Genomic DNA, 23,611 nt, shown 5'->3' on the forward strand with positions numbered 1-23,611 from the left:
GCGCGCCGGGGTGGCAGGGTGACCCCGGGGAGGTTCCCCGGCATGATGGGGTGCGTGAGCGAAGAAATCGAAGGTTACGAAAACAAGCTCGAGCTGGAGCTTTTCAAGGAATACCGCGACGTCATTGGCCTGTTTAAGTTCGTCGTGGAAACCGAGAGGCGTTTCTACCTGTGCAACCACGTCGACGTCCAGGCGCGCCCGTTCGGCGGCGACGTCTTTTTCGAGCTCACGCTCACTGACGCGTGGGTGTGGGACATCTACCGCTCGTCGCGCTTCGTGCGTTCGGTGCGGGTCATCACCTATAAGGACGTGAACGTCGAGGAGCTGTCCAAGCCGGAGCTCGACATCCCCTAAGTGTTGCGTATCCACAGGCCCCTCGTCGTGTCGCGGCGTATCCACAGGGTCTTCCGCGTGCCGCTCCCTATCCACAGGGGGCGGTTTTCGCGTTGAACGGGCAGGACGCGCGGGCGCACTGTGGTCGTGGAGGTGAGCTGACATGGATTGCTCAACACGACCCGACCGGCGGGTCCTGGGCGCGGCAGGGGAGTATACCGCGCGCCTGATCATTCAAGAGGCGGGCCTGCATGTCCTCGAACGAAACTGGCGCGACGGTAGGCGCGGAGAACTCGACATTATCGCGCGCGACGACACGGACCCGGCGCGGCCGTACACCGTCGTCGTCGAGGTGCGCACTCGGGTGGGACGAGCGCGCGGTAGCGCGCTGGCCTCGGTTGATCCGCGGAAGGTCGCTCGGTTGCGCGCGCTCACGGGTGCATGGTGTCGGCAACGAGGCCGGCTCGGGTCTCGGGTTCGCATCGACGTCGTGGCCCTGACGCTGGATGCGCAGGCGCTGCGTGCCTGGCCCGATCTGGCCGACGCGGACGTGGACCTGCGGAGCCTGGGTGCCCAGGCACTGTGGCTGCGAGGCGTGCAATGAGCGGGCCGGGTCTTGCACGTACGTATTCGATGAGCGTTGTCGGCATCGAGGGGCATCTGGTTGACGTCGAGACCTACGCCGGAGCGGGGTTGGTCGCCTTCACACTGGTTGGCCTGCTGGATACGTCGGTGCGCGAGGCCCGCGACCGCGTGCGTGCAGCCTTCGAGTCCTGCGGGCTGGACGTGCTGGATCAGCGCATCACGGTCAACCTGTCGCCCGCCGGCATCCCGAAGTCGGGTTCCGCGTTCGATCTGGCCATCGCCTCGTCGATTGCGCTGGCTACTGGCCTGGTGATGCCGCGCGCCTTCGAGGACAGCGTGATCGTCGGCGAGCTTGCCCTGGATGGGAGCATCCAACCCGTGCGCGGAGTGCTGCCCGCCGTACTCGCCGCGCGCTCGCAGGGCGTGCGCCGCGTCATCGTTCCTGCGGCCTGCGCCCGTGAGGCTGCGCTGGTCTCTGGTATCGAGGTCGTCGCTTTCGCCCACCTGGCCGACCTGATCGCCTGGGGCGGGGGAGAGGCAATCAAAGCGCCCTTCCACGGTCGGCTCGGCGTGCGCGACGTGTGCAGCGTCGTGGAGGCCCAGCCCCTGCTCGACATGGCCGACGTGCGCGGCCAACCCGAGGCCGTCGCCGCGATGGAGGTGGCCGCCGCCGGCGGACACCACGTCTTCCTGCTGGGGGAACCGGGTTCCGGCAAGACCATGCTCGCCTCGCGCCTGCCCACGATCCTGCCCGACCTGGACCCCGACACTGCCCTGGTCACGACGTCCCTCCATTCGGTCGCCGGCCTCGTGCCGACCGGGACGGCCCTCGTGCGGCGCCCTCCCTTCCAAGCGCCACACCACAGCGTGACCATGGCGGCGCTGATCGGCGGTGGTTCGCGCACGCTCACTCCTGGTGCAGCGTCGCTCGCGCACGGGGGCATCCTCTTCCTCGATGAGGCCGCCGAGTTCGCGCCCTCCGTCCTGGACTCACTGCGCGAACCCCTCGAATCCGGCGTCGTCAACCTGCACCGCTCGGGGATCCACGCGCGCTACCCGGCCGCCTTCCAGCTGATCATGGCCTCCAACCCGTGCCCGTGCGGGGGCAGGCGCGGAGGACGACGCTGCACCTGCTCTTCTCTTGCGAGGAGACGCTACATGGCGCGCCTGTCCGGGCCGCTGCTGGACCGGATGGACATTCGGATCGACGTGCACACGCCGACTCGGGCGGACATGGCGGCCTCCGGCGCGTCCGATTCGGCGACGATCCGCGAGCGGGTGTGCGCGGCCCGAGAGCGCAGCCGCCACCGCCTGGCGGGCACGCCCTGGACGTGCAACGCACAGCTGCCCGGGGCGTGGATCAGACGCCACTCCGGAATCGACGCCGAGCTGGTGGCCCAGCTGGACCGGCTCGTCGACGCCGGTGCCTCGTCGATGCGCGGGGTTGACCGAATGCTGCGCCTGGCGTGGACCCTGGCTGATCTGGATGGGACACCGACACCTACTTTCGACCACATCGTTGCAGCTCAGCAGCTGCGGAATGGACACGATCATGACAACTGACGAGTCAGTATGGGAGGGGGCCTGGTGGTCTGCCGTCGCCGAACCGGCGGACCCGGCAGCGCGCGTCGTACGTACCGTGCTCGGGGACCGGGCCGGGCGCGAGTGGCTGCAAGCCCCGTGGTCGGGGGTACCGGCCGCGTTGGGCTCGTCCACGACCGCGGATTGGCCCAAGCAGTGGAATCGGTGGCGCGAGCGCGCCCTCGAGGCAGACCCCTCGCGCGACCTAGCGCGCGTCGAACGCGCGGGCGGCGGCTTTGTGATGCGGTCGGATCCGCGCTGGCCCGCGCAGCTGGAGTGCCTGGGGGAGGACGAACCCCTGGGCCTGTGGTTCCTGGGCTCCTTGCCCGAGTCCCCCGCGTGCTCGGGATACGTGTCTATCGTCGGAGCCCGGGCGTCGACCAGTGCGGGTGGACGCTGCGCGCGCAACATGGCCTACCAGCTGGCGCGCGCGGGATACGGCGTCGTGTCGGGTGGAGCCATCGGCATCGACATTGAGGCGCACCGGGGAGCCATGGCGGGCGACGGAGCCACCGTGTGCGTGTTGGCCGGCGGCGTTCTCAACCCCTACCCTGCGTGCCACACTGAGGACTTTCGCCAGATGGTGGCGGGCCGCGGCGTGCTCATCTCTGAGGTGGCGCCCACTGCCCGACCCGCCAAGTGGCGCTTCCTCACCCGCAACCGGCTCATCGCCGCGTGGAGCGCGGCCACCATTGTCGTCGAGGCCGGGGCTCGCTCCGGCGCCCTGGCGACGGCCAGGTGGGCCATGAGCTGCGGGCGTGAGCTGGGCGCGGTGCCGGGAGCGATCGACGCTCCGATGGCGGTGGGATGCCTCGAGCTGGCTCGCAACGGTGCGACGATCATCCGCGACGGGCGCGACGCGGCCGAGCTCGCCGGGCCCATCGAGGCAGACTCCTCCTCAACCCTCTTTGGTATGCCGGTCGAAGAAGATCAGGGGATCGATGCGCTGGCACCTGTCGCGCGCCGAGTCTTCGAAGCGCTGCCGCGCAGCGCGAGCGCCACCGTGGCCTCAATCTGCGTGTCCGCGGGCCTTGGGAGGCAGGAGGTGAACCGCGCCCTCATGGACCTGTCGGTCGCCGGTCTCGTCACCTCCTCGACGCGCGGGTGGGCACGCAAGCACAGGGGGTAGACCGTAGGATGAGCGCATGAGTGAGTGTGTGGGGGAGCAGTGGGGTGAGTACCTGCGTCTGAGCCGACGGATGAGCGAGCACACCGTGGACGCTTACCTGGGGGACCTGCGCGCGCTCCTGGAATATCTGGGCCTGGGGTGGGATGTCCTACCCGGCGAGCTCGGCGGCGCCCTCACCCAGCGCCGCATCCGTTCCTGGCTGGCGGACACGTTGGCGCGCGGGGGTGCCCGCTCGACGATCGCGCGCCACACTGCCGCCATTCGCAACTTCACCGCCTGGGCGGTGCGCGAGGAAATCTTGGCCTCCGACCCGGCCGCCACCCTCACGAGCCCCCGCGCGGACCAGCGCCTGCCCACGCCCCTGGACGAGTCTGACGCGCGCGCCCTCGTGAACCTCGCCCGCGCCGAGGCCCTTGACGGAAGCCCCTCGCAGATGCGCACGTGGGCGATCCTCGAGCTGACCTACGCCTGCGGTCTGCGCGTCTCCGAGGTCTGCGCCCTCGACGTGTCCTCCCTCAACCGCGAGGCTCTGACCGTGCGCGTTCTCGGCAAGGGCAACAAGGAACGTGTCGTTCCCTATGGCCCGCCGGCGCAGGAGGCTCTCGACCACTGGCTCGTGCGAGGCCGTCCCCAGCTTGCCGGAGACGCCAGCGGCAGCGCGCTCTTCCTCGGGGATCGAGGCGGGCGCATCGACCCGCGCGTCGTGCGGTCCATGGTTCATAAGATGGCCGCGAAGGCCGGCGTCCATGACATTGCGCCCCACGGCTTGCGCCACTCGACGGCCACGCACCTACTCCAGGGCGGAGCCGACCTGCGTGCCGTCCAGGAGATGCTGGGCCACGCCTCGCTTGCCACGACGCAGCGTTACACCCACGTGGATACCGCCAGGCTCAGCGCCATCTACCAGCGCGCCCACCCTCGCGCCTGACGTGCCTGACGCGCCTGACGCGCACCCTCGCGACTGACGCGCGTTGTGGGCGGCGCGGGGCCTGCCCGCCCGCTCACCGCCGCGCCGCGAGCTGCGCTCGGCGCGTCGTTTCGAAGCCCGGCCAGGCCCTGCAGGCCCCGCGCCGCCCGTGTTGAGCCTGGATCGTCGTTCACTCACTCACCGCCGCGCCGCGAGCTGCGCTCGGCGCGTCGTTTCGAAGCCCGGCCAGGCCCTGCAGGCCCCGCGCCGCCCGTGTTGAGCCTGGTGCGTGGCCGGATCGTGTATCGACTGTTCTCCGCGTCGCCTCGAAGCCCGGCCAGGCCCTGCAGTCCCCGCGCCGCCCGTGTTGAGCCTGGATCGTCGTTCACTCACTCACCGCCACGCCCGTCCCAGGGCAGGAGCCGAGGCCGTCCGACCGTCAGGCGAATCGGGTTGATGTACGTCTTTGGTCCTGTCTTCGCACCCCAGTGGAGGATGTCAGATCCCTCCTCAACGACGCCGATCTGCTGCCCCTTGGCGACGCTCTCGCCCACGCTCACGGAGGCCGTGACGGGCAGGTAGGTGGACCAGACCGCGCGCCCGCGCACCTCGTGCCGGATCGATACGACGCCGCGGCCCCCGACCTGACCGGCAAAAGTTACAGTGCCGGAGGCGCAGGCATACACGGGAGAGCCACCGGGATAGGTAAGGGCCACGCCGCGCCTGCCGGGCAGCCAGTCGCGATCCGGAGGAGCGAACGACGAGGTGACGGGAACGGAGGAGAGCGTTGGCCACTGCCAGCGAGAGTCGGGTGCGTCGGCTCGTGCCGGAGCGGTCATCAGCACCATTGCGCAGCAGAACAAGCAGGCGGCGACCGCGCAGGACAGTCGCGCGCGGGAAGGACAAGAGGGAATCATCGTTCCACCGTGCACCCACGGCCCGCCTCGACGCGAGCCGCAATCGAGGGGCTGTGGACGACGCGCGACACGAACGAGCCCCTGTGGATAGCAACGCGCGACGCGCGAGGCTGTGCACGGACACACGAGCCAGCCCAGGCCTCGTCGAGCAACGTGAAAGTCAGCACACTCACACTCGCCCCGTCACCGGAGATGAGGGGCTGGTGAGGTAAGATAGCCGGGCACTTGCCTCGTGCAGGTGACTTCGCGTGCCATTTATCGCGCGCCCACGGGAAACCGAACGGGCTGCGAGGCTCGGCGGCTTCGGTCCCTACGGGGATGGTCTCCGGTCATGGCACCAGGGTGCGCACAGCGCACAGCAAACCGATAACCCCGGGGGAAACCCCACTGATCACTCGCGACTTGCGGGGAAAGGACGAACCATGGCAGTCGTTACCATGCGTCAGCTCCTCGAGTCCGGTGTCCACTTCGGCCACCAGACTCGCCGTTGGAACCCGAAGATGAAGCGCTTCATCCTCACCGAGCGCAACGGCATCTACATCATCGACCTGCAGCAGACCATTGCTGACATCGACATTGCCTTCGACTTCGTGAAGCAGACCGTCGCCCACGGCGGCACCCTGCTCTTCGTCGGCACCAAGAAGCAGGCCCAGGAAGCCGTGGCCGAGCAGGCCCTGCGCGTCGGCATGCCCTACGTGAACCACCGCTGGCTCGGCGGCATGCTCACCAACTTCTCCACCGTTGCGACCCGTCTGCAGCGCCTGAAGGAACTCGAGCAGATCGACTTCGACGACGTGGCCTCCTCCGGTCACACCAAGAAGGAACTGCTCATGATGCGCCGCGAGAAGGACAAGCTGTCCCGCACGCTCGGCGGCATCCGCGACATGACCAAGGTCCCCTCGGCCGTGTGGATCGTCGACCCCAAGAAGGAGCACCTCGCGGTCTCCGAGGCTCGCAAGCTGCGCATCCCGATCGTCGCCATCCTGGACACCAACGCTGATCCGGACGAGGTCGACTACCGTATCCCCGGCAACGACGACGCCATCCGCGCCGTCGCGCTGCTCACCCGCGTGATCGCCGACGCCGTCGCCGAGGGCCTCATCGCCCGCTCCGACGTCCGCAAGGGCAAGGGCGAAGAGACCGCTGCTGAGCCGCTGGCTGAGTGGGAGCGCGAGCTCCTTGAGGGCGAGGTCAAGGCCGACGAGGCTGCCGCCGCAGCTGAGGCCGCCGAAGCCCCCAAGCAGGACTGAACTTTTTAACTGAGAGGAATCATCCGATGGCGAATTTCACCGCTGCAGATGTGAAGGCGCTGCGTGAGCAGACCGGCGCCGGCATGATGGATGTCAAGAAGGCTCTGACCGAGGCCGACGGCGACGCCGAGAAGGCTCTCGAGATCATCCGCCTGAAGGGCCTGAAGTCCCTGTCCAAGCGCGAGGGCCGCCAGGCCTCCGCCGGCCTGCTGGCCGCGCAGACCGACGGCACCGTCGGCGTGCTGGTCGAGGTCAACTCCGAGACCGACTTCGTCGCCAAGAACCAGAAGTTCATCGACTTCTCCAACGAGGTTCTGGCCGCCGCCGTTGCTTCCGGTGCCGCCGACCTGGACGCGCTGCTCGCCGCCCCCATGGGCGAGGGCACCGTCAAGGACCGCCTGGACGCCTTCGCCGCCATCATCGGCGAGAAGCTGCAGGTTGGCCGCATCGTGCGCGTTGAGGGCGACAACGTCGACCTCTACCTGCACCAGACCAGCCCGGACCTGCCCCCGCAGGTCGGCGTCTTCGTCGTCACCGACGCCGCCGGCAAGGATGTCGCCCACGACATCGCCATGCACGTCGCCGCCTACATGCCCGCCTACCTCGACCGCGACTCGGTTCCCGCCGACGTGCTCGAGAAGGAGCGCGCCACCCTCGAGAAGATCACCCTCGAGGAGGGCAAGCCCGCCAACATCGTTCCCAAGATCGTTGAGGGCCGCCTGAACGCGTTCTACAAGGACAACTGCCTCGTTGACCAGGCCTACGCCCGTGACCCCTCGAAGTCCGTCGGCCAGATCCTCAAGGAGGCCGGCGCCACGGTCACCAACTTCGTGCGCGTGCACGTCGGTGCCTGATCCGGCTCACTCGTCAGCTTGCTGACAGTTGGGAGCGGCTCCGCCTAACGGCGGGGCCGCTTCCCTTTTACCAGGTAGTATGGTTCCTAACCGTTCCGCCCACCCAGGGCCGTCATAAAGGAGAAGCGTCATGTCGACGAAGCGCCGCGTTTTGCTCAAGCTTTCCGGAGAGGCGTTTGGAGGTGGGTCCATCGGCTTGGACCCCAAGGTCGTCCGCAATATTGCTGAGCAGGTGGCGAGCGCCGTGCGCGAGGGCGTGCAGGTTGCGATTGTCGTCGGTGGTGGCAACTTCTTCCGCGGCGCCCAGCTGGCTCGTGAGGGCCTGGAGCGCTCGCGCGCGGACTACATGGGCATGCTCGGCACCGTCATGAACGCGCTGGCCCTGCAGGACTTCATTGATCAGTCGGGCATTCCCGCGCGCGTCCAGACGGCCATCACGATGGCTCAGGTCGCCGAGCCCTACCTGCCGCTGCGCGCGATCCGCCACCTGGAAAAGGGCCGCGTCGTGGTTTTCGGCGCCGGCGCGGGCCTGCCCTACTTCTCGACCGACACCGTCTCGGCGCAGCGTGCGCTGGAAATCCACTGCGACGAGCTGCTGGTGGCTAAGAACGGCGTGGACGGCGTCTACGACGACGATCCGAACAAGAACCCCGACGCGCGCCGTTTCGACACGCTGACCTACTCGGAGGCCCTGCGTCGCGACCTGAAGGTGATCGACGGCTCCGCGCTGGCGCTGTGCCGCGAGAATGGCCTGACGACGCGTATTTTCGGCATGGGTGGAGACGGGGCTGTTACCCGCGCGCTCATGGGCGATGAAATCGGTACCCTAGTGACGGCGTGATATAACCTTCACAGACCACTGACGTTAAGGAGCACATAGTGATCGACGATATCCTCCTCGAAGCCGAGGACAAGATGGACAAGGCCGTGGAAGCGGCCCGCCACGAGTTCACGAACATCCGCACGGGACGCGCGACGTCCTCGATGTTCGAGCAGCTGCTCGTGGACTACTACGGCGCGCCCACGCCGATGCAGCAGCTGGCCAGCTTCCAGATCCCCGAGGCCCGCACGGTTCTCATCTCTCCCTTCGACCGCACGGCGACCCAGGAGATTATCCGCACGCTGCGCGAGTCCGACCTGGGCGTGAACCCCACGGACGACGGCAACGTTGTGCGCGTCGTCCTGCCTGCTCTCACCGAGGAGCGCCGCAAGGAATACGTGAAGCAGGCCAAGAGCAAGGCTGAGGACGGTCGCGTGTCCGTTCGCGGTGTGCGCCGCAAGGCCAAGGATCAGCTCGACCGCCTGAAGAAGGACGGCGAGGCCTCCGAGGACGACGTCGAGCGCGCTGAGAAGAACCTCGACTCGATGACGAAGGCGCACACCGAGCAGATCGACAAGATGCTCGCGACGAAGGAAAGCGAACTGCTGACGATCTGATGGCGTCAACTGATCCTTCATTGCTGGCTCGCATCTTTACCCCGGGCCCCACGCGCGATAATCATCCCGCGGGTGGGGCGACGGGGAAGGCGGGCCGTAACCTTGTGCAGGCGATCACGACGGCGGTTGTTCTGATCGCCGCCGTCGCGGTCCCTCTGTTTACGTCGCTGCCGGCCTTCGTGGGCGTCATCGGCTTCGTGTGCCTGGTGGGCATTTGGGAGTTGGCTGGCGCGTTTGCGCGCATGGGCATCACGTTGGCCGTGCCCCCGCTGTACGTGGGTGCTATTGGCATTGTGACGTGTGCGTGGTGGCTTGGCAGCGAGGGAACGCTCTTCGCTCTGTACATCACGGTGTTTGTGTGCGCCGCGTGGCGTCTGCTTGATAGGCGCCAGGAGTCGCGTATGAGTGACGTCGTCTCGACGACGTTTACCGCCGTGTACGTGCCGTTCCTGGCGTCCTTCGTGGTGCTGATGCTGGCGGCGTGGCAAAACCCGTGGGTGTTCGTGGTCTTCGAGCTGATGGTGATCGCTAATGATACGGGCGGCTGGGCCGCCGGCGTCCTGTTTGGCAAGCACCCGATGGCTCCTGCGCTGTCGCCGAAGAAGTCCTGGGAGGGCTTCGTGGGGTCGGCCCTGACCGCGGTGGGCGTGGGAACGGTCGGCCTGTGGTGGCTGGGTGCTGCCTGGTGGTGGGGCATCATCGCCGGTGTGTCGATCGCGTTTGTGGGCACGATGGGTGATCTCACCGAGTCCATGATCAAGCGTGAGTCCGGTTTGAAAGACATGTCGCAGATCCTGCCCGGGCACGGTGGTGTTCTCGACCGAGTGGACGCGTTGCTCATGAGCGCGCCGGTCGCCTACTTCATCTTTGCGTGGGCGTTGCCGGGTGTTTCTTGGGAGTCCAGGCATTGAGCGAGTCGTTGAAGGATCGCGCCAGGTCTGTGGGGCGCGCAGGGGACGAGGCCGTGGCGTCGTCCCCGCAGCGCCGTGGTGCTCGGCGTGAGGTTCGTCCGACGGATCAGCCGCCGGAGGGCGCGACGCATAAGGACGCCAAGCCGGTTCTGTCGTTTACGGCTAAGCGCAGGGGCAAGGCGCCTGCGCATTTGGCGGATTTGGATGCGGCGGGCCGAAAGCAGGTCTTGAAGGATCTCGGCCTGCCGGCGTTTCGTGCGGATCAGCTGTCGCGTCACTATTTCACGCACTTTGAGGCGGACCCGCAGCGCATGAGTGATATCCCTGCGGGTATGCGCGCTCAGGTGAGCGAGGCTCTGCTGCCGACTCTCGTCTCGAAGGTTGTTTCGTTGGAGGCGGATGGCGGTCGCACGATCAAGGACCTGTGGCGCCTCTATGACGGAGCTCAGGTGGAGTCGGTGTTGATGCGTTACCCGCAGCGCACGACTCTGTGTGTGTCTTCGCAGGCGGGCTGCGGTATGGCGTGCCCGTTCTGCGCGACGGGGCAGATGGGCTTGACCCGTAACCTGTCGACGGCGGAGATCGTCGACCAGGTGCGCTACGCCCAGGCAGCGTGCCGTGACGGCGCGCTGGCGGGTGGTCCGACGACTCTGTCGAACATCGTGTTCATGGGGATGGGCGAGCCGTTGGCCAACTACAAGACGGTGATCGGCGCGTTGCATCGCCTGATTGACCCGGCGCCCGAGGGCTTTGGTATGAGCGCGCGCAACATTACCGTCTCGACGGTCGGCCTGGTTCCCGCGATCAGGAAGCTGGCGGGGGAGGGGATGCCCGTGACGCTGGCCGTGTCGCTGCATGCCCCCGACGATGACCTGCGCGACGAGTTGATCCCGATCAATTCGCGTTGGAAGGTCGGTGAGCTTCTGGACGCGGCCCGCGCCTACTTCCTGGCGACCGGGCGCCGCGTCTCGATCGAGTACGCGCTCATTAAGGACATGAACGATCAGGAATGGCGAGCCCAGCTCCTGGCGGATGAGCTCAACAAACGAGGCCATGGGTGGGTTCACGTGAATCCGATCCCTCTCAATCCGACGCCGGGATCCATTTGGACGGCGTCCACGAAGAACGCTCAGGACGCGTTCGTCAAGCGTTTGAAAGACAACGGTATCGCGACGTCGATTCGTGACACACGCGGCTCCGACATCGATGGAGCGTGTGGCCAGCTCGCGACGGCGGTTGCCGAGGGTAAGCGTAGTACCGGAAAGGTGCAGGTATGATCAAGAGAGATTTTTCGCGCACGTTTTTGCGCGAGGGCTACGACATGCGCGAAGTGTTGAGCTTCCTCGCCGACGTCGAACGCACTATCACGGGCCAGCAGGAGGACCCGAAGAAGATTGTGACCGCGCAACAGGCTGAGGACATCGAGTTCTCCGTGCGCCTGCGCGGCTTCAACGTGGATGAGGTCGACATGGAGATTGATCGGCTTATTCAGGTGTTGCAAGGCCTTGATCGCCAGCGCGAGCAGGCGCCGCTAAACGCCGAGCAGGCTGAGACGGCTGCTGTTCCGGTCCAGGCCGCCCCCTCGGCACCGGTGGCGCAACCTGCGCAGCCCACGCCGACTCCCGCCGTTGTGCAGATGCCTCAGGTACCCGCTGGTGGCGCAGGTGCTGCGGGTGCCGCGTTGCCAGAGCGTCCCGCGATGGAAAGCTCAGCTGTGCCGCTCGAGCACGCGTCCGCTACGCTGCCTACGACTGACGAGTTCATCTCGGCACCGCCTGTGGCGATTCCTGATGCCGAGCCGATGGCCCTGCCCGCCGAGTATGCCGATTTCGGCACGCAGAAGGCCGTTGATGACATTCTTCGTTCCATGACTCAGAGTAAGGAGCAATGATGGCTGAGTTCCCGAGGGTCGGTTTCTTCTCGAAGGGATACGACCGCGGACAGGTCGATGCGTTCTTTGAGGATGCGCGTCGCGCGTACGAGGGCGGTGTGCCCCCCGAGCAGTTCAGCGCGGAGCAGGTGCGCCTGGCGACATTCGAACTGAAGAACCGCGGCTACAACATTGAGGCCGTGGACGCCGCAATGAACCGCCTGGAGGCCGCGTTCGTCAAGCGTGACCGCGCGGACGCGGTGGCCGCCGAGGGTGAGGCCGCTTGGTACGACCGCGTCGCAGATCGCGCGACGACCCTGTACCCGCGCCTGCAGCGCCCGCGTGGCGAGCGTTTCGCGCACCCTACGAGCGGTCGCGGCTACGACTGCGATGAGGTTGATGACCTGCTCGATCGCATCGCTGCCTACTTTGACGAGGCCGGGGACCTGACTGCGAACGAGATCCGCACGGCGACCTTTAGCCCCAAGCGCGGCAAGAAGGGCTACGCTGAGGGCCCGGTGGACGCCTACCTGGGTCGCGCGATCGAGATCCTGCTCGCGGTCGACTGATGGTGGCGCGCGAGACGACACTGGGTCCTACCCCCGTCGTTCTGCTGGGATCGACCGGTTCGATTGGCACACAGGCTCGCGAGGTGATCGAGGCGCACAGGGGCCGCTTTGACGTGCTCGGCCTGAGCGCGGGAGGCTCGTCGATCACCGAGCTGGCCGTTCAGATCATGGCGTTGGAGCCCGCGTTTGTGGGTGTGGCCCGTGACGTGCGTGAGGAGCTGGCAGCAGCCGTCGAGTCGATGGGAGGTACCTGCCCCGAGGTGTTCGTGGGTGAGGATGCGTCCGTTGAGGTCGTGTGTGCGTCGGTCGAGCGCGCGGCGGTGCTGTATCCGCAGGCGACACCGGTTGTGCTCAACGGCATCACGGGTGGTGTAGGCCTGTCCTCCACGCTCGCCGCGCTGCGCTGCGGTGCGCGCCTGGCGCTGGCGAACAAGGAGTCGCTGGTCGTGGGCGGCGCGCTCGTGAAGAACGCGATGCGTTTCCCGGGCCAGATCGTTCCGGTGGATTCGGAGCACTCGGCGATCGCTCAGGCGCTGGCCTCGGGCGTGCACGAGAAGGGCCTGACCTCCCCGGTCGTGTCGGGGCGTTCCGAGGTTGCGGACCTCGTGTTGACTGCGTCGGGCGGTCCTTTCCGTGGGCGCACGCGTGAGCAGTTGCGGGGGGTGCGCGCGGCTCAGGCGCTCGCTCATCCGACCTGGGACATGGGCCCGGTCGTGACGATCAATTCCTCGACTCTCATCAACAAGGGCCTGGAGCTCATCGAGGCCCACCTGTTGTTCGACGTGGTTCCCGAGCACATCGTGGCGACGGTTCACCCTCAGTCGATCGTTCACTCGATGGTGACGTGGCGCGACGGGGCGACGACGCTGCAGGCTTCGCCCCCGGACATGCGTCTGCCGATTGCGCTGGGCCTGACCTGGCCCGAGCGCCTGGACGACGTGGAGGCTCCGCTGGAGTGGGCCAACCCGTCGCAGTGGACTTTTGAGCCGGTTGATAACGAGACGTTCCCGGCGATCAACTTGGCGCGTTTCGCCGTGGGCGCGTCGGCTACCCATCCCGCGGTGCTCAACGCCGCGAACGAGGTTATGGTGGACGCGTTCATCGAGGGCGTTGTTCCGTGGCTGGCGATCGTCGATACCGTGTCGGCGGTTGTTCACGAGCATGAGGGCGTGAAGGATCCCTCGCTGGAGGATATTGTGGCCGCGCAGCGCTGGGCTGACCGGCGCGCACGCGAGTACGTTGCCGCGGGCCAGTGGAAGGACATGTGAGCGTGGGTTCAGTAACGGGTATCGTCGTGGTCGTCATCGGCATCTTGGTGTCGGTGGCACTGCACGAGGTCGGGCACATGCTGCCCGCCAAGAAGTTCGGCGTCTTGGTGCCGGATTACGCGGTGGGTTTTGGCCCTGCCCTCTGGAAGAAGAAGATCGGCGATACGACCTACGCGCTGCGTGCGGTTTTGCTGGGCGGTTACGTCAAGATCGTCGGCATGTACGCCCCGGCTCGCCCGGGCACGCCCCTGGTGGGCCGACGCGGTAAGCCGACGCTCGCGCAGGAGGCCAGGGAGGCCTCGGCCGAGGAGATCCCGCCTGGCCAGGAGGCGCGCGCGTTCTATCTGCTGAGCGCCCCGAAGAAGATTGCCGTGATGCTGGGCGGCCCGCTTATGAACCTGCTGATCTGTTTCGTGCTGTCGGCTATCACGATGATGGGTATCGGCGCTCCCACGGCCTCGCGCACGATTGCGTCGGTGCCGGCGACGATTCAGACGTCGTCGGGGGAGATCGCTTCCCCCGCGTACGAGGCCGGGGTGCTTCCCGGGGACACGGTGACCGCGTGGAACGGGACGCCGGTGGCCACCTTTGCGGACCTGCAGAAGGCCGTTGGCGCCACCCCCGAGGGGGAGTCCGCTGTCCTGACGGTCGAGCGTGACGGTGCGAGCGTGGATCTGACGGTGTCCCCGGTGACGGGCGCTCAGGGCGCTCGATACGTCGGCGTGACGGCCGGGTACGAGTACGTGTCGGCCTCGCTGACGGACGTGCTTGAAGCCGACTGGCAGATGTTCACCGGCACGGCGGCGGTCGTCGTGCGCCTTCCGCAGGCGGTGTGGCAGGTGGGCCGCTCGGTGGTCACCGATGAGCAGCGCGACGCGACCGGAGTTGTCTCGGTCGTGGGCGTTGGCCGTATGGCCGGCGAGGTGACGGGCGATTCGGCGTCGCTGGGCCTGCACGACACGCGCCAGGTGGTTGGCGTCCTGTTGAGCCTGCTGGCCTCACTGAACATGGCGCTGTTCGTCTTTAACCTGATTCCGCTGCCGCCCCTGGACGGCGGACACATCGTGGGAGCCATCTACGAGGGTGTGCGCAGGCAGTTCGCGCGCCTGCGCGGCAAGGAGGATCCTGGCCCGGCCGATACGGCGCGCCTGGTTCCCCTCACGTGGGCGGTCGGCGGCCTGCTGGTTGCGATGAGCGTCATCCTCATCGTCGCCGACATCGTGAAGCCCATTTCCCTGGGCTGATACCCGCTCTCGCTGTGCCCGCGCGCGTGCCGGCTCGGCAAGGCTCGCGGACGGCGGAAAGCGAGCCTGACCACGTGGGCGGCGCCCGTGTATGACGGATGGGCCCGCGTGCGCGATAATGGGCGGGTGAGTGAAATCAACCTTGGTATGCCCTCTGTGGCCACGTCGCCGTTCCCGCGCAAGCAGACGCACCGGCTGATGGTGGGAGATGTTCCCGTGGGTGGAGGGGCACCGGTGTCCGTCCAGTCCATGACGACGACGAAGACGCACGATATTGGTGCGACGCTCCAGCAGATCGCTGAGCTGACCGCCGCAGGCTGTGACATCGTTCGCGTTGCCTGCCCGACCGACAAGGACGCGGAGGCGCTGCCGATCATTGCCAAGCAGTCCCGCATCCCCGTGATCGCCGACATTCACTTCAAGCCGAAGTACGTGTTCCAGGCGATCGAGGCCGGCTGTGGTGCTGTGCGCGTGAACCCGGGCAATATCCGCAAGTTCGACGACCAGGTCAAGGACATCTGCAAGGCTGCTTCCGATCACGGCGTGTCCCTGCGCATCGGCGTGAACGCGGGTTCGCTGGATCCGCGCCTGCTCAAGAAGTACGGCCGTGCCACGCCCGAGGCCCTGGTTGAGTCCGCGATCTGGGAGGCCTCCCTCTTCGAGGAGAATGACTTCCACGACTTCAAGATCTCCGTCAAGCACCACGACGTGCTGACGATGATCCAGGCCTACCGCATGCTCTCGGAGGCGGGCGACTGGCCCCTGCACCTGGGCGTGACCGAGGCCGGCCCGGCCTTCCAGGGCACGATCAAGTCCGTGTCTGCTTTCTCGATCCTGCTCGCGGAGGGCATCGGCGACACGATTCGCGTGTCCCTGTCCGCCCCTCCCGTTGAGGAGGTCAAGGTGGGCACGAAGATGCTGGAGTTCATGGGCCTGCGCGACAAGACCCTCGAAATCGTGTCCTGCCCGTCGTGCGGACGCGCCCAGGTGGACGTGTGGACCCTGGCCGAGAACGTGACAGAAGGCCTGAAGGACCTGACCGTTCCGCTGCGCGTGGCCGTTATGGGATGCGTTGTCAACGGCCCCGGCGAGGCCCGCGAGGCCGATCTGGGCGTCGCCTCGGGTAACGGCAAGGGCCAGATTTTCATCCGCGGCGAGGTCGTCGAGACCGTCCCCGAGGATCAGATCGTCGAAACCCTGATCCGCCGCGCCAACGTGCTGGCCGAGGAGATGGGGCTGGAGCCGGGCTCCGGTGCCGTCGAGGTCGCCCCCATCACAGCCCCGGACACGAAGCTTCCGGGCATCGACTGCTGAGAAAGAGAACACCATGCGTCTTCGTACCCTTGCCTGCCTGACCCTCGCCGGTGGCGTGTGCGCGCTGGCCGCAACCGGTTTTCCGCGCCGCATCGGCCTGACCTCTTCGCAGGCGGACGTGTCCTTGCCCGGCGACCTGCTGCTGCCCGGCGCGAACGTCGTCGTGGACCGCGGTATCGCGATTGACGCGCCCGCGTCGGTTGTCTGGGACGTGCTGGGCCACGCCTTCGAGCCCGCGGACGAGTCGACGATCATTGAGATTGCGGACGAGGATCACGTCCTCATGCGCGTCGCTGCCCCCGGTGCACCCGAGGGTGCCCCGGCCTCGGGCACGTGCGTGATCGCCCTGCTGCCCCTGTCGCCCTCGCGCACCCTGCTGCATATCCGCGAGCGTCACGAGGCCTCGGGCCGCGAACTGGCTCTCGTGTGGGCGGGCGTGAGCGCAGAGTCACTGTCCTCCCTGTCGATGCTGCGTGACCTGCGTGAGGCGTGCATGGCCCACGCCGAGCACGCCTGACAAAAACTCTCACCCATCTCGGGTGGCGCGCACATCCCCACGGTGTTGTAGGATCAAGCTACACGCAACGCCGACGGGGATGTTGCGCTATCTGAAAGGGGACCGCATGTTCCTCAGCTCCACCGCACTGCTCGCAGTCGTCGGTCTGCTTATCGCGCTCCTGTGGGCCTGGGTGTGGTCCGGCGCCTTTGCCAGCGCCCGGCGCGTCGCGATGCGCTTAGACCTGCGCGGTGGATCCTCGGCGTCGGAGATGAACCGCGTCGTCTGGCCGCTGATGCCTCTGCTGTCCCTCCTGTGGTTCGTGACCGCCGACCTTGTACGCCACGAGGCCATGGGCGCTGACACGACGGGGTCCTGTGCGCTCGTCCTGGGGCTCCTGGCCGTCATGGTGGCCGTCGCAATCCAGTCCCTGTACCGCGGTGGCATGCCCGAGTGGGCGTACCCGGGGTGGATGGCCCGGCGCTACTACATGGCGCATCCGGGTGCTCGCGAGCGTGAGCTGGGTGCCGGAGCGTTGATCTGAGGGCATTTCGCGCCTGATGAGAGGTCACACGGCTGTGCCGGTGGCCTCCGTGGCGATGCGTGCCGTACTCTTGGATCATGCTTCGAAATCTCTCGACTTTCTTCCTGCGAACTCTGCGCGAAGACCCGGCCGACGCCGAGGTCAACTCGCATAAACTTCTGGTGCGAGCCGGCTATATTCGCCGCTCCGCCCCCGGCATCTACACGTGGCTGCCCCTCGGCCTGCGCACGCTGCGCAAGATCGAGGACATCGTCCGTGAGGAGATGGACGCGATGGGCGCGCAGGAGGTGCACTTCCCGGGCCTGATCCCCGCCGAACCCTACAAGGCGACGAACCGCTGGGAAGAGTACGGCCCGACGCTGTTCAAGCTCAACGACCGTAAGGGCGGCGACTACCTGCTGGCCCCCACGCACGAGGAAATGTTCACGCTCCTGGTGAAGGACATGTACTCCTCGTACAAGGACCTGCCCGCCACGCTGTACCAGATTCAGACGAAGTACCGTGACGAGGCCCGCCCGCGCGCCGGCCTGATCCGCGGCCGCGAGTTCGTCATGAAGGACGCCTACTCCTTCGACATTGACGACGAGGGCCTGAACGCTTCTTACCAGGCCGAGCGCGACACCTACGAGCGCATCTTCCAGCGCCTGGGCCTGCGCTACGTCATCGTCTCCGCGATGAGCGGCGCGATGGGCGGCTCGCGTTCCGAGGAGTTCCTGCACCCCTCGCCGATTGGCGAGGATACCTTTGTGGCCTCCCCGGGCGGTTATGCCGCCAACGCCGAGGCCGTGACGACCCCGGTTCCCGAGGCCGTTGATGCGTCCGGAGTGCCCGCTCCGGTTGAGGTTCCCACCCCCGACGCTCCGACGATCGAGGCGCTCGTTGACCTGCTTAACGAGCAGTACCCGCGCGAGGATCGCCCCTGGAGCGCCGCCGACACGCTGAAGAACGTCGTCGTGACGCTCACCCACCCGGACGGGCAGCGCGAGCTCCTCGTCGTGGGCGTGCCCGGCGACCGTGATGTCGACATGAAGCGCCTCGAGGCCTCCGTGGCCCCCGCCGAGGTCGACATGGCATCGGATTCGGACTTCGAGCCGCACCCCGAGCTGGTGCGCGGCTACATCGGCCCGATGGTGCTTGGCCCCAATTCGCCGAAGCGCGTCGTGGATGAGGAAGGCAACGCCTCCGGTTCCGTGCGCTACCTGGTGGATCCCCGCGTCGTCGAGGGCACGGCCTGGGTGACGGGCGCGAACGCTGAGCAGCGGCACGTGCTGAACCTGGTCATGGGTCGCGACTTCACCGCCGACGGCACGATTGAGGCCGCCGAGGTGCGCGAGGGCGACCTGGCTCCCGACGGCTCGGGTCCCCTCCACCTGGAGCGCGGCATCGAGATCGGCCACATCTTCCAGCTGGGCCGCAAGTACGCTAAGGCCCTGGGCCTGACCGTCCTGGATGAGAACGGCAAGTCCCAGGTCGTCACCATGGGTTCCTACGGCATCGGCGTCACCCGCGTGATGGCTGCCCTGGCCGAGGCCAACTGCGACGACAAGGGTCTGAGCTGGCCCGCGCAGATCGCTCCCTTCGACGTGCATGTCCTGGCCACCGGCAAGGGTGACGAGGTCTTCGAGACCGCTCAGCGCCTCGGCGAGCAGCTCGACGCGGCCGGCCTGGACGTCCTCGTCGACGATCGCCGTAAGGTGAGCGCCGGCGTCAAGTTCAAGGACTACGAGCTCGTGGGTGTTCCTTTCGGTCTCGTCGTGGGTCGCTCGCTGGCCGACGGCCAGGTGGAAATCCGCGTGCGAGCCACGGGAGAGACAATCGTCGTGCCCGTCGAGGAAGCCGTCGCGCGCCTGCGCGAGGCGCACGCCGCGGCCCTGAAGGGGGAGTGACATGGCGATTCGTCCCATCCGCATCATTGGCGATCCCGTCCTGCGCACCGTCTGTGATCCCATCACGGAGATCACACCGAACGTGAAGGCTCTCGTTGAGGACCTTCTTGAGGGCGTCGACATGGACGGGCGCGCCGGCCTGGCCGCGAACCAGATCGGTGTCAGCCTGCGTGCGTTCTCCTGGAATATCGACGGCGAGATTGGCTACGTGCTCAACCCCCGCATCGTCGCCCTGAGCGAGGATGAGTACCAGGACGGCGACGAGGGCTGCCTGTCGGTCCCCGAGCTGTGGTACCCGACCGAGCGCGCCTGGTATGCGCGCTGCGAGGGCACCGACCTGGACGGCAAGAAGGTCGTCGTCGAGGGCGAGGAGCTCATGGCCCGCTGCATCCAGCACGAGTGCGACCACCTCGATGGTCATATCTATATTGATCGTCTTGATCGACCCACTCGCAAGAAGGCGCTGCGCGATATTCGTAAGGCCGGATTCTGACCTAGCGGATGTGATCAATGCGTGAAACGCGCCGGGAAATGCGCTGCATTTCCCGGCGCGTTCAACTATTCTGTCAGTACATCGTTTGCGCTATTTTCTGCGCAGTTCATTGCGACTCCAGGCGATTAGGACGTAGGGGAAGACGATCCTGACAAGGCCAACAGGAGGAACAATGAGAGGGTCATACACCCGCGGTGTACTTTTCGTGCACTCAACACCGCCCGCTCTGTGTCCACACATCGAATGGGCGTTGGGCACCGCGCTCGGCCAGGAGGTTCGCCTCCAGTGGTCCGACCAAGAAGCGGCGCCGGGCATGGTTCGCTGCGAATTCTCGTGGGTCGGACCGATTGGCTCGGGCGCCCGTTTGGCGTCCGCTCTGCGCGGTTGGGAGCACCTGCGCTACGAGGTGACGGAAGAGGCAACAGCCTCGAACGACGGCGGGCGCTGGTGCCACACGCCGTCCCTGGGCATCTTCCACTCGCAGATGGATTCGGTCGGTAACGTCGTCGTGCCCGAGGACCGTATTCGCGCTGCCATGGCGAACGCCTCCTCCTACGAGGAGCTGCTCGAGGGTCTTGACCTGGCGCTCGGTCAGGCCTGGGACGACGAGCTCGAATCCTTCCGTCACGCCGGCGCGGGCGCGCCCGTGCGCTGGCTCAATAACCGGGTGGGCTGATGGGGTCCATCGCAGATCTGCTTGGCGACCAGCTGCGTGCGGGCCTCGCGCAGCTGGTCGATCCCGATTCTGAGGCGGAGGGGCACGGCGATGCCCAGGCCTCGTCCAGCGCGGCGGGGGAGAGCACCAGCGCACAGGAGCGCGCGCGTGAGGCGGCTATGGAGGCCGTCCTTGACGAGGCCGACCTGGCCCCTGAGAACGCGCGCGCTGAGCTGACGCTGCGCGGGGACCTGGACATGGACGACGTGTCCCTGTTCGCCGTCGTCGCGCGCGTTGAACGCGAGGCGAAGGTGCAGCTGCCGGACGCGCAAGTGGAGGCGTGGGTGAGCCTCGGAGACCTGCTCGACGCGGTTTCGCAGGCCGCTTGTCATGATTGACGAAAGGCGGCGTTAGGGGAGCGTCAACGACCTGCCCGAGAATCGTAAAGACCCTGACAGCAAGGGACTTCAGGCCTACGATGGAGGTGGATCGCCGGGGAACCCCCGGCGGCTACTCCGACGGAAGGAACGACGTTGACCCGCACCGAAGAGGATCTGCTCGGCACGCGCGAAGTACCCGATGACGCGTACTGGGGCATCCATACACTGCGAGCTATCGAGAACTACCAGATCTCAGGCCGCACCATCAATGAGGCACCCGAACTGATTCGTGCGTTTGCGCAGGTTAAGAAGGCGTGCGCCTTGGCGAACATGCAGCTCAAGGCGATGAAGCCCGTCAAGGCAGAGGCGATCATTGCCGCCTGCGACGAGATTATCGAAAACGGCCGCTGCATGGACCAGTTCCCCGTCGATCAGTTCCAGGGCGGCGCCGGCACCTCCGTGAACATGAACGCGAACGAGGTCATCGCGAACCTCGCGCTGGAGATCCTGGGGGAGGACAAGGGGCGTTACGACGTCATCAACCCCAACGACCACGTCAACCGCTCCCAGTCCACCAACGATGCCTACCCGACCGCGTTCCGCATCGCCCTGTGGCGCAAGGTCAACCGCCTGCGCAAGGCCATCGACGAGCTGGCCGACTCCTTCGACGAGAAGGGCGCGGAGTTCCGCAACATCCTGACGATGGGACGCACGCAGCTCCAGGACGCCGTTCCCATGTCGCTGGGCAGCGAATTCTCCGCCTTCGCCCACACGCTGCGCGAGGAGGACGAGCGCCTCGTCAACAACGCCGAGCTGCTGCTGGAGACGAACCTGGGCGCGACCGCGATCGGCACCGGCCTGAACACCCCGAACGGCTACCAGCAGGTCGTCGTGCGCCACCTGCGCCGCATCACCGGCGCGCGCGTCGTCGGCTCCCCGAACCTTCTGGAGGCCACCTCCGATACCGGCGCCTATGTGTCCATGCACGCCACGATCAAGCGAAGCGCCGTCAAGCTCTCGAAGGTCTGCAACGACCTACGCCTGCTGGCCTCTGGTCCGCGCGCCGGCCTCAACGAGATCAACCTGCCGAAGATGGCAGCCGGCTCGTCCATCATGCCGGCCAAGGTCAACCCCGTCATCCCCGAGGTCGTCAACCAGGTGTGCTTCAAGGTCATTGGCAACGACCACACTGTCACCATGGCGGCCGAGGCCGGCCAGCTCCAGCTCAACGTCATGGAGCCCGTCATCGCACAGGCGCTCATCGAGTCAATCAACCTGCTCGTGAACGCCTGCGATACCCTGCGCGAACGCTGCGTCTCGGGCATCACCGCGAACGAGGATGTGTGCCGAGGCTACGTGGAGAACTCCATCGGCATCGTCACCTACTTCAACGACGTCATCGGCCACCACCTGGGCGACGTCGTGGGCAAGCGCGCCGCCGCGGAAGGCAAGACCGTCCGCGAAGTCATCCACGAGATGGAACTCCTGTCGGAGGAGGAGGTTGAGCGCATCCTCTCGCCCGAAAACCTCGCGCACCCGAAGTACGCGGGCACCGAGGAAGAGTAGGCGGGTTCCGCGCAGCCAGCCAACGACCGAGGCCGGGGACCCCGCGTGGGGATCTCCGGCCTCGTCGTTTGTGTCATCTCAGGACTGCAGCGACTCCTTGAAGGCGCGCACGAATGTACCGAAACGCTCCACCTGGTCTGAGAAGTAACGGTAGATGCGGCGGCGTGCATCGCCCACGTATTCGACGGTACGAAGCTCCTCGTAGCGGAATCGACCTCGGTCGTCAATGAGGTCAGCATCAACCAGCCGGTCCGTAACCTCGCAGCGGAAGTGCGTGTAGGTACCGTCATCTGTGGCCTCTAGGACACGGCATACCAGGCTCATCTGCGAATCGTCGAGCACGGGGATGCCGTCGTGGTCGCTTGATGGAACGTGCGCGTCGGCGAGCTTGTTCCCTCCCGAGACGGTGCCCGCATACTCGAACAGGCCCATGGCCTCGGCCCCGAAGAGATTGAGGGAACACACGCCCGAGCGCTTGATCGAGCGTGCCGCGTGCGTGGTGGAGTCGCAGCCGATCATGACCATCTGTCCCAGCGAGTACGAGGAGGACCCGGTCGTGATGCCGACCCCCACTTCCTCATCGGGATAGGCCAGGATGTAGACGGGAAAGCCGTAATAGAACTTCTCGGTGTCGTAGGGAATGTGCATGTTCCCATTGTGCACCGGACACATCGGGTGGGCAGGGTGCACGACGTGGAAAGCATGTTACAGGCACGAGGGGACGGAAGCGCAAGCTACCGGCCCCCTCGGTTATGCGCGCGCTAGTCGGCGGAGGGGTTGTCCCGCTGCTTCAGCTCGCGCCGCACGTCCTCGAGTTCCTCACACATAGCCATGGTGAACGGATGGTCGTCACCCAGGACGCGCTGGCTGCTGACGAGGAGCTGTTCGTACAGGGCGATGGACTCGTCTGTGCGGCCAGCCTCTCGGTATGAGTCTGCGAGTTCACGGCGCGTGTTGTACGTGCCCGGGTGGTTGTCGCCCAGGATGCGGATCTGGTCTTTCATGACCTGCTCGTACAGGGTAATGGCCTCAGGAAGGCGGCCAACAGACCGGTATGTGTATGCGATGTTGTTGAGCGTGGTGAGCGTGCGGGGATGGTCTTTGCCCAGGACGCGAGCCTGGTCTTGAGCGACCTGCTCGTACAGGGTGATGGCTTCATCGAGGCGCTCAGCAGACGTGTATGCGCTTGCGAGGTTGTTGCACGTGTTGAGTGTGCGGGGATGGTCTTTGCCCAGGACGCGAGCCTGGTCTTGAGCAACCTGCTCATACAGGGTGATGGCTTCATCGAGGCGCTCAGCAGACGCGTATGCGTATGCAAGGCTGTGGCGTGTGGCGAGCGTGCGGGGGTGGTCGGGACCCAGGACACTGGTCTGGCCTTCGGCGACCTGTTCGTACAGGGCGATGGCTTCGTCGAGGCGGCCA

At 66.5% G+C, this 23,611-nt stretch carries 26 protein-coding genes; 23 read left to right on the forward strand and 3 right to left on the reverse strand.

Features of this window, described 5'->3' with window-relative positions:
- Positions 1-54 precede the first annotated feature (54 nt).
- The 5 genes from O3669_RS08430 (at position 55) to O3669_RS08450 (ending at position 4,556) form a co-directional block, all read left to right on the forward strand.
- Positions 55-354, forward strand: coding sequence for a DUF2469 domain-containing protein (locus O3669_RS08430; RefSeq protein ID WP_314768145.1), 300 nt, complete (start codon positions 55-57; stop codon positions 352-354).
- 142 nt (positions 355-496) lie between these two features.
- Complete coding sequence (locus O3669_RS08435; RefSeq protein ID WP_295918750.1) at positions 497-937, forward strand: YraN family protein; 441 nt, start codon at positions 497-499, stop codon at positions 935-937.
- The gene (locus O3669_RS08440) at positions 934-2,481 is read left to right on the forward strand and encodes a YifB family Mg chelatase-like AAA ATPase (protein WP_371524365.1); all 1,548 of its coding nucleotides are present in this window, start codon (positions 934-936) and stop codon (positions 2,479-2,481) included. Before O3669_RS08435 ends, O3669_RS08440 begins: the two co-directional genes overlap by 4 nt.
- The gene (dprA, locus tag O3669_RS08445) at positions 2,471-3,628 is read left to right on the forward strand and encodes a DNA-processing protein DprA (RefSeq protein ID WP_371524366.1); all 1,158 of its coding nucleotides are present in this window, start codon (positions 2,471-2,473) and stop codon (positions 3,626-3,628) included. The genes O3669_RS08440 and dprA overlap by 11 nt, the downstream gene beginning before the upstream one ends.
- A 16-nt stretch (positions 3,629-3,644) precedes the next feature.
- Complete coding sequence (locus tag O3669_RS08450) at positions 3,645-4,556, forward strand: tyrosine recombinase XerC (protein WP_371524367.1); 912 nt, start codon at positions 3,645-3,647, stop codon at positions 4,554-4,556.
- A 368-nt stretch (positions 4,557-4,924) separates the two neighbouring features.
- Here O3669_RS08450 and O3669_RS08455 read toward each other — a convergent pair whose 3' ends face one another.
- Positions 4,925-5,374: a peptidoglycan DD-metalloendopeptidase family protein gene (locus O3669_RS08455; protein ID WP_371524368.1), complete on the reverse strand. Its 450-nt coding sequence runs from the start codon at positions 5,372-5,374 to the stop codon at positions 4,925-4,927.
- A 500-nt stretch (positions 5,375-5,874) separates the two neighbouring features.
- Here O3669_RS08455 and rpsB point away from each other — a divergent pair, with 500 nt between their 5' ends.
- The 18 genes from rpsB to aspA all read left to right on the forward strand — a co-directional run bounded on the left by rpsB (position 5,875) and on the right by aspA (position 22,189).
- Entirely contained in the window at positions 5,875-6,702 is an 828-nt protein-coding gene (rpsB, locus tag O3669_RS08460; RefSeq protein ID WP_295967446.1) for a 30S ribosomal protein S2, read from the forward strand.
- A gap of 26 nt (positions 6,703-6,728) precedes the next feature.
- Positions 6,729-7,556: a translation elongation factor Ts gene (tsf, locus tag O3669_RS08465; RefSeq protein WP_295919444.1), complete on the forward strand. Its 828-nt coding sequence runs from the start codon at positions 6,729-6,731 to the stop codon at positions 7,554-7,556.
- Positions 7,557-7,686: 130 nt separating this feature from the next.
- Positions 7,687-8,397, forward strand: coding sequence for a UMP kinase (gene pyrH, locus O3669_RS08470; RefSeq protein WP_295919445.1), 711 nt, complete (start codon positions 7,687-7,689; stop codon positions 8,395-8,397).
- A gap of 38 nt (positions 8,398-8,435) precedes the next feature.
- On the forward strand, positions 8,436-8,993 hold the full coding sequence (gene frr / locus O3669_RS08475; RefSeq protein WP_295919448.1) for a ribosome recycling factor: 558 nt from the start codon (positions 8,436-8,438) through the stop codon (positions 8,991-8,993).
- Positions 8,993-9,904 (forward strand): phosphatidate cytidylyltransferase, encoded by a 912-nt coding sequence (locus O3669_RS08480; RefSeq protein WP_295919450.1) that lies wholly within the window; start codon positions 8,993-8,995, stop codon positions 9,902-9,904. Before frr ends, O3669_RS08480 begins: the two co-directional genes overlap by 1 nt.
- Positions 9,905-9,957: 53 nt before the next feature.
- Positions 9,958-11,181, forward strand: coding sequence for a 23S rRNA (adenine(2503)-C(2))-methyltransferase RlmN (rlmN, locus tag O3669_RS08485; protein WP_371524380.1), 1,224 nt, complete (start codon positions 9,958-9,960; stop codon positions 11,179-11,181).
- Complete coding sequence (locus O3669_RS08490) at positions 11,178-11,795, forward strand: cell division protein DivIVA (RefSeq protein WP_371524369.1); 618 nt, start codon at positions 11,178-11,180, stop codon at positions 11,793-11,795. The genes rlmN and O3669_RS08490 overlap by 4 nt, the downstream gene beginning before the upstream one ends.
- On the forward strand, positions 11,795-12,343 hold the full coding sequence (locus O3669_RS08495) for a DivIVA domain-containing protein (RefSeq protein WP_315281590.1): 549 nt from the start codon (positions 11,795-11,797) through the stop codon (positions 12,341-12,343). The genes O3669_RS08490 and O3669_RS08495 overlap by 1 nt, the downstream gene beginning before the upstream one ends.
- Entirely contained in the window at positions 12,343-13,611 is a 1,269-nt protein-coding gene (dxr, locus tag O3669_RS08500) for a 1-deoxy-D-xylulose-5-phosphate reductoisomerase (RefSeq protein WP_371524370.1), read from the forward strand. Before O3669_RS08495 ends, dxr begins: the two co-directional genes overlap by 1 nt.
- Before the next feature lie 2 nt (positions 13,612-13,613).
- Positions 13,614-14,855, forward strand: coding sequence for an RIP metalloprotease (locus O3669_RS08505; RefSeq protein ID WP_371524371.1), 1,242 nt, complete (start codon positions 13,614-13,616; stop codon positions 14,853-14,855).
- Positions 14,856-15,002: 147 nt separating this feature from the next.
- Positions 15,003-16,169 (forward strand): flavodoxin-dependent (E)-4-hydroxy-3-methylbut-2-enyl-diphosphate synthase, encoded by a 1,167-nt coding sequence (gene ispG, locus O3669_RS08510; protein WP_314768217.1) that lies wholly within the window; start codon positions 15,003-15,005, stop codon positions 16,167-16,169.
- Positions 16,170-16,182: 13 nt separating this feature from the next.
- A complete protein-coding gene (locus O3669_RS08515; protein WP_371524372.1) occupies positions 16,183-16,686 on the forward strand; it encodes a hypothetical protein in 504 nt (167 codons plus the stop codon).
- 106 nt (positions 16,687-16,792) lie between these two features.
- Positions 16,793-17,209 (forward strand): hypothetical protein, encoded by a 417-nt coding sequence (locus O3669_RS08520; protein WP_371524373.1) that lies wholly within the window; start codon positions 16,793-16,795, stop codon positions 17,207-17,209.
- 77 nt (positions 17,210-17,286) lie between these two features.
- Positions 17,287-19,095, forward strand: coding sequence for a proline--tRNA ligase (locus tag O3669_RS08525; RefSeq protein ID WP_371524374.1), 1,809 nt, complete (start codon positions 17,287-17,289; stop codon positions 19,093-19,095).
- Position 19,096: 1 nt separating this feature from the next.
- Positions 19,097-19,588: a peptide deformylase gene (gene def, locus O3669_RS08530; RefSeq protein ID WP_371524375.1), complete on the forward strand. Its 492-nt coding sequence runs from the start codon at positions 19,097-19,099 to the stop codon at positions 19,586-19,588.
- Positions 19,589-19,760: 172 nt separating this feature from the next.
- A complete protein-coding gene (locus tag O3669_RS08535) occupies positions 19,761-20,264 on the forward strand; it encodes a DUF3145 domain-containing protein (protein WP_295919470.1) in 504 nt (167 codons plus the stop codon).
- Complete coding sequence (locus O3669_RS08540) at positions 20,264-20,641, forward strand: acyl carrier protein (protein ID WP_371524376.1); 378 nt, start codon at positions 20,264-20,266, stop codon at positions 20,639-20,641. The genes O3669_RS08535 and O3669_RS08540 overlap by 1 nt, the downstream gene beginning before the upstream one ends.
- A gap of 135 nt (positions 20,642-20,776) precedes the next feature.
- Positions 20,777-22,189 carry an aspartate ammonia-lyase gene (gene aspA / locus O3669_RS08545; protein WP_371524377.1) on the forward strand — a complete coding sequence of 471 codons (1,413 nt, stop codon included), beginning with the start codon at positions 20,777-20,779 and terminating at the stop codon, positions 22,187-22,189.
- Between the two features lie 78 nt (positions 22,190-22,267).
- On the opposite strand, the gene O3669_RS08550 is transcribed toward aspA, so the two are convergent.
- Both O3669_RS08550 and O3669_RS08555 read right to left on the reverse strand, forming a co-directional pair.
- Positions 22,268-22,837 carry a flavin reductase family protein gene (locus O3669_RS08550; RefSeq protein WP_371524378.1) on the reverse strand — a complete coding sequence of 190 codons (570 nt, stop codon included), beginning with the start codon at positions 22,835-22,837 and terminating at the stop codon, positions 22,268-22,270.
- Between the two features lie 113 nt (positions 22,838-22,950).
- Positions 22,951-23,611, reverse strand: a 661-nt coding sequence (locus O3669_RS08555) for a tetratricopeptide repeat protein (RefSeq protein ID WP_371524379.1), incomplete at its 5' end; no start/stop codon positions are given.

The sequence above is a fragment of the Pauljensenia sp. 20925_1_34 genome, assembly GCF_041432775.1.
Lineage (GTDB): Bacteria > Actinomycetota > Actinomycetes > Actinomycetales > Actinomycetaceae > Pauljensenia.

What these genes read in the sequence shown, in the direction of transcription:
- O3669_RS08435 (WP_295918750.1), top strand. Translation starts at nt 497, where the DNA reads ATGGATTGCTCAACACGACCCGACCGGCGGGTCCTGGGCGCGGCAGGG.
- O3669_RS08440 (WP_371524365.1), top strand. Translation starts at nt 934, where the DNA reads ATGAGCGGGCCGGGTCTTGCACGTACGTATTCGATGAGCGTTGTCGGC.
- dprA (WP_371524366.1), top strand. Translation starts at nt 2,471, where the DNA reads ATGACAACTGACGAGTCAGTATGGGAGGGGGCCTGGTGGTCTGCCGTC.
- O3669_RS08450 (WP_371524367.1), top strand. Translation starts at nt 3,645, where the DNA reads ATGAGTGAGTGTGTGGGGGAGCAGTGGGGTGAGTACCTGCGTCTGAGC.
- O3669_RS08455 (WP_371524368.1), bottom strand. Translation starts at nt 5,374, where the DNA reads ATGACCGCTCCGGCACGAGCCGACGCACCCGACTCTCGCTGGCAGTGG.
- rpsB (WP_295967446.1), top strand. Translation starts at nt 5,875, where the DNA reads ATGGCAGTCGTTACCATGCGTCAGCTCCTCGAGTCCGGTGTCCACTTC.
- tsf (WP_295919444.1), top strand. Translation starts at nt 6,729, where the DNA reads ATGGCGAATTTCACCGCTGCAGATGTGAAGGCGCTGCGTGAGCAGACC.
- pyrH (WP_295919445.1), top strand. Translation starts at nt 7,687, where the DNA reads ATGTCGACGAAGCGCCGCGTTTTGCTCAAGCTTTCCGGAGAGGCGTTT.
- O3669_RS08480 (WP_295919450.1), top strand. Translation starts at nt 8,993, where the DNA reads ATGGCGTCAACTGATCCTTCATTGCTGGCTCGCATCTTTACCCCGGGC.
- O3669_RS08490 (WP_371524369.1), top strand. Translation starts at nt 11,178, where the DNA reads ATGATCAAGAGAGATTTTTCGCGCACGTTTTTGCGCGAGGGCTACGAC.
- O3669_RS08495 (WP_315281590.1), top strand. Translation starts at nt 11,795, where the DNA reads ATGGCTGAGTTCCCGAGGGTCGGTTTCTTCTCGAAGGGATACGACCGC.
- dxr (WP_371524370.1), top strand. Translation starts at nt 12,343, where the DNA reads ATGGTGGCGCGCGAGACGACACTGGGTCCTACCCCCGTCGTTCTGCTG.
- ispG (WP_314768217.1), top strand. Translation starts at nt 15,003, where the DNA reads ATGCCCTCTGTGGCCACGTCGCCGTTCCCGCGCAAGCAGACGCACCGG.
- O3669_RS08515 (WP_371524372.1), top strand. Translation starts at nt 16,183, where the DNA reads ATGCGTCTTCGTACCCTTGCCTGCCTGACCCTCGCCGGTGGCGTGTGC.
- O3669_RS08520 (WP_371524373.1), top strand. Translation starts at nt 16,793, where the DNA reads ATGTTCCTCAGCTCCACCGCACTGCTCGCAGTCGTCGGTCTGCTTATC.
- O3669_RS08525 (WP_371524374.1), top strand. Translation starts at nt 17,287, where the DNA reads ATGCTTCGAAATCTCTCGACTTTCTTCCTGCGAACTCTGCGCGAAGAC.
- def (WP_371524375.1), top strand. Translation starts at nt 19,097, where the DNA reads ATGGCGATTCGTCCCATCCGCATCATTGGCGATCCCGTCCTGCGCACC.
- O3669_RS08535 (WP_295919470.1), top strand. Translation starts at nt 19,761, where the DNA reads ATGAGAGGGTCATACACCCGCGGTGTACTTTTCGTGCACTCAACACCG.
- O3669_RS08540 (WP_371524376.1), top strand. Translation starts at nt 20,264, where the DNA reads ATGGGGTCCATCGCAGATCTGCTTGGCGACCAGCTGCGTGCGGGCCTC.
- O3669_RS08550 (WP_371524378.1), bottom strand. Translation starts at nt 22,837, where the DNA reads ATGCACATTCCCTACGACACCGAGAAGTTCTATTACGGCTTTCCCGTC.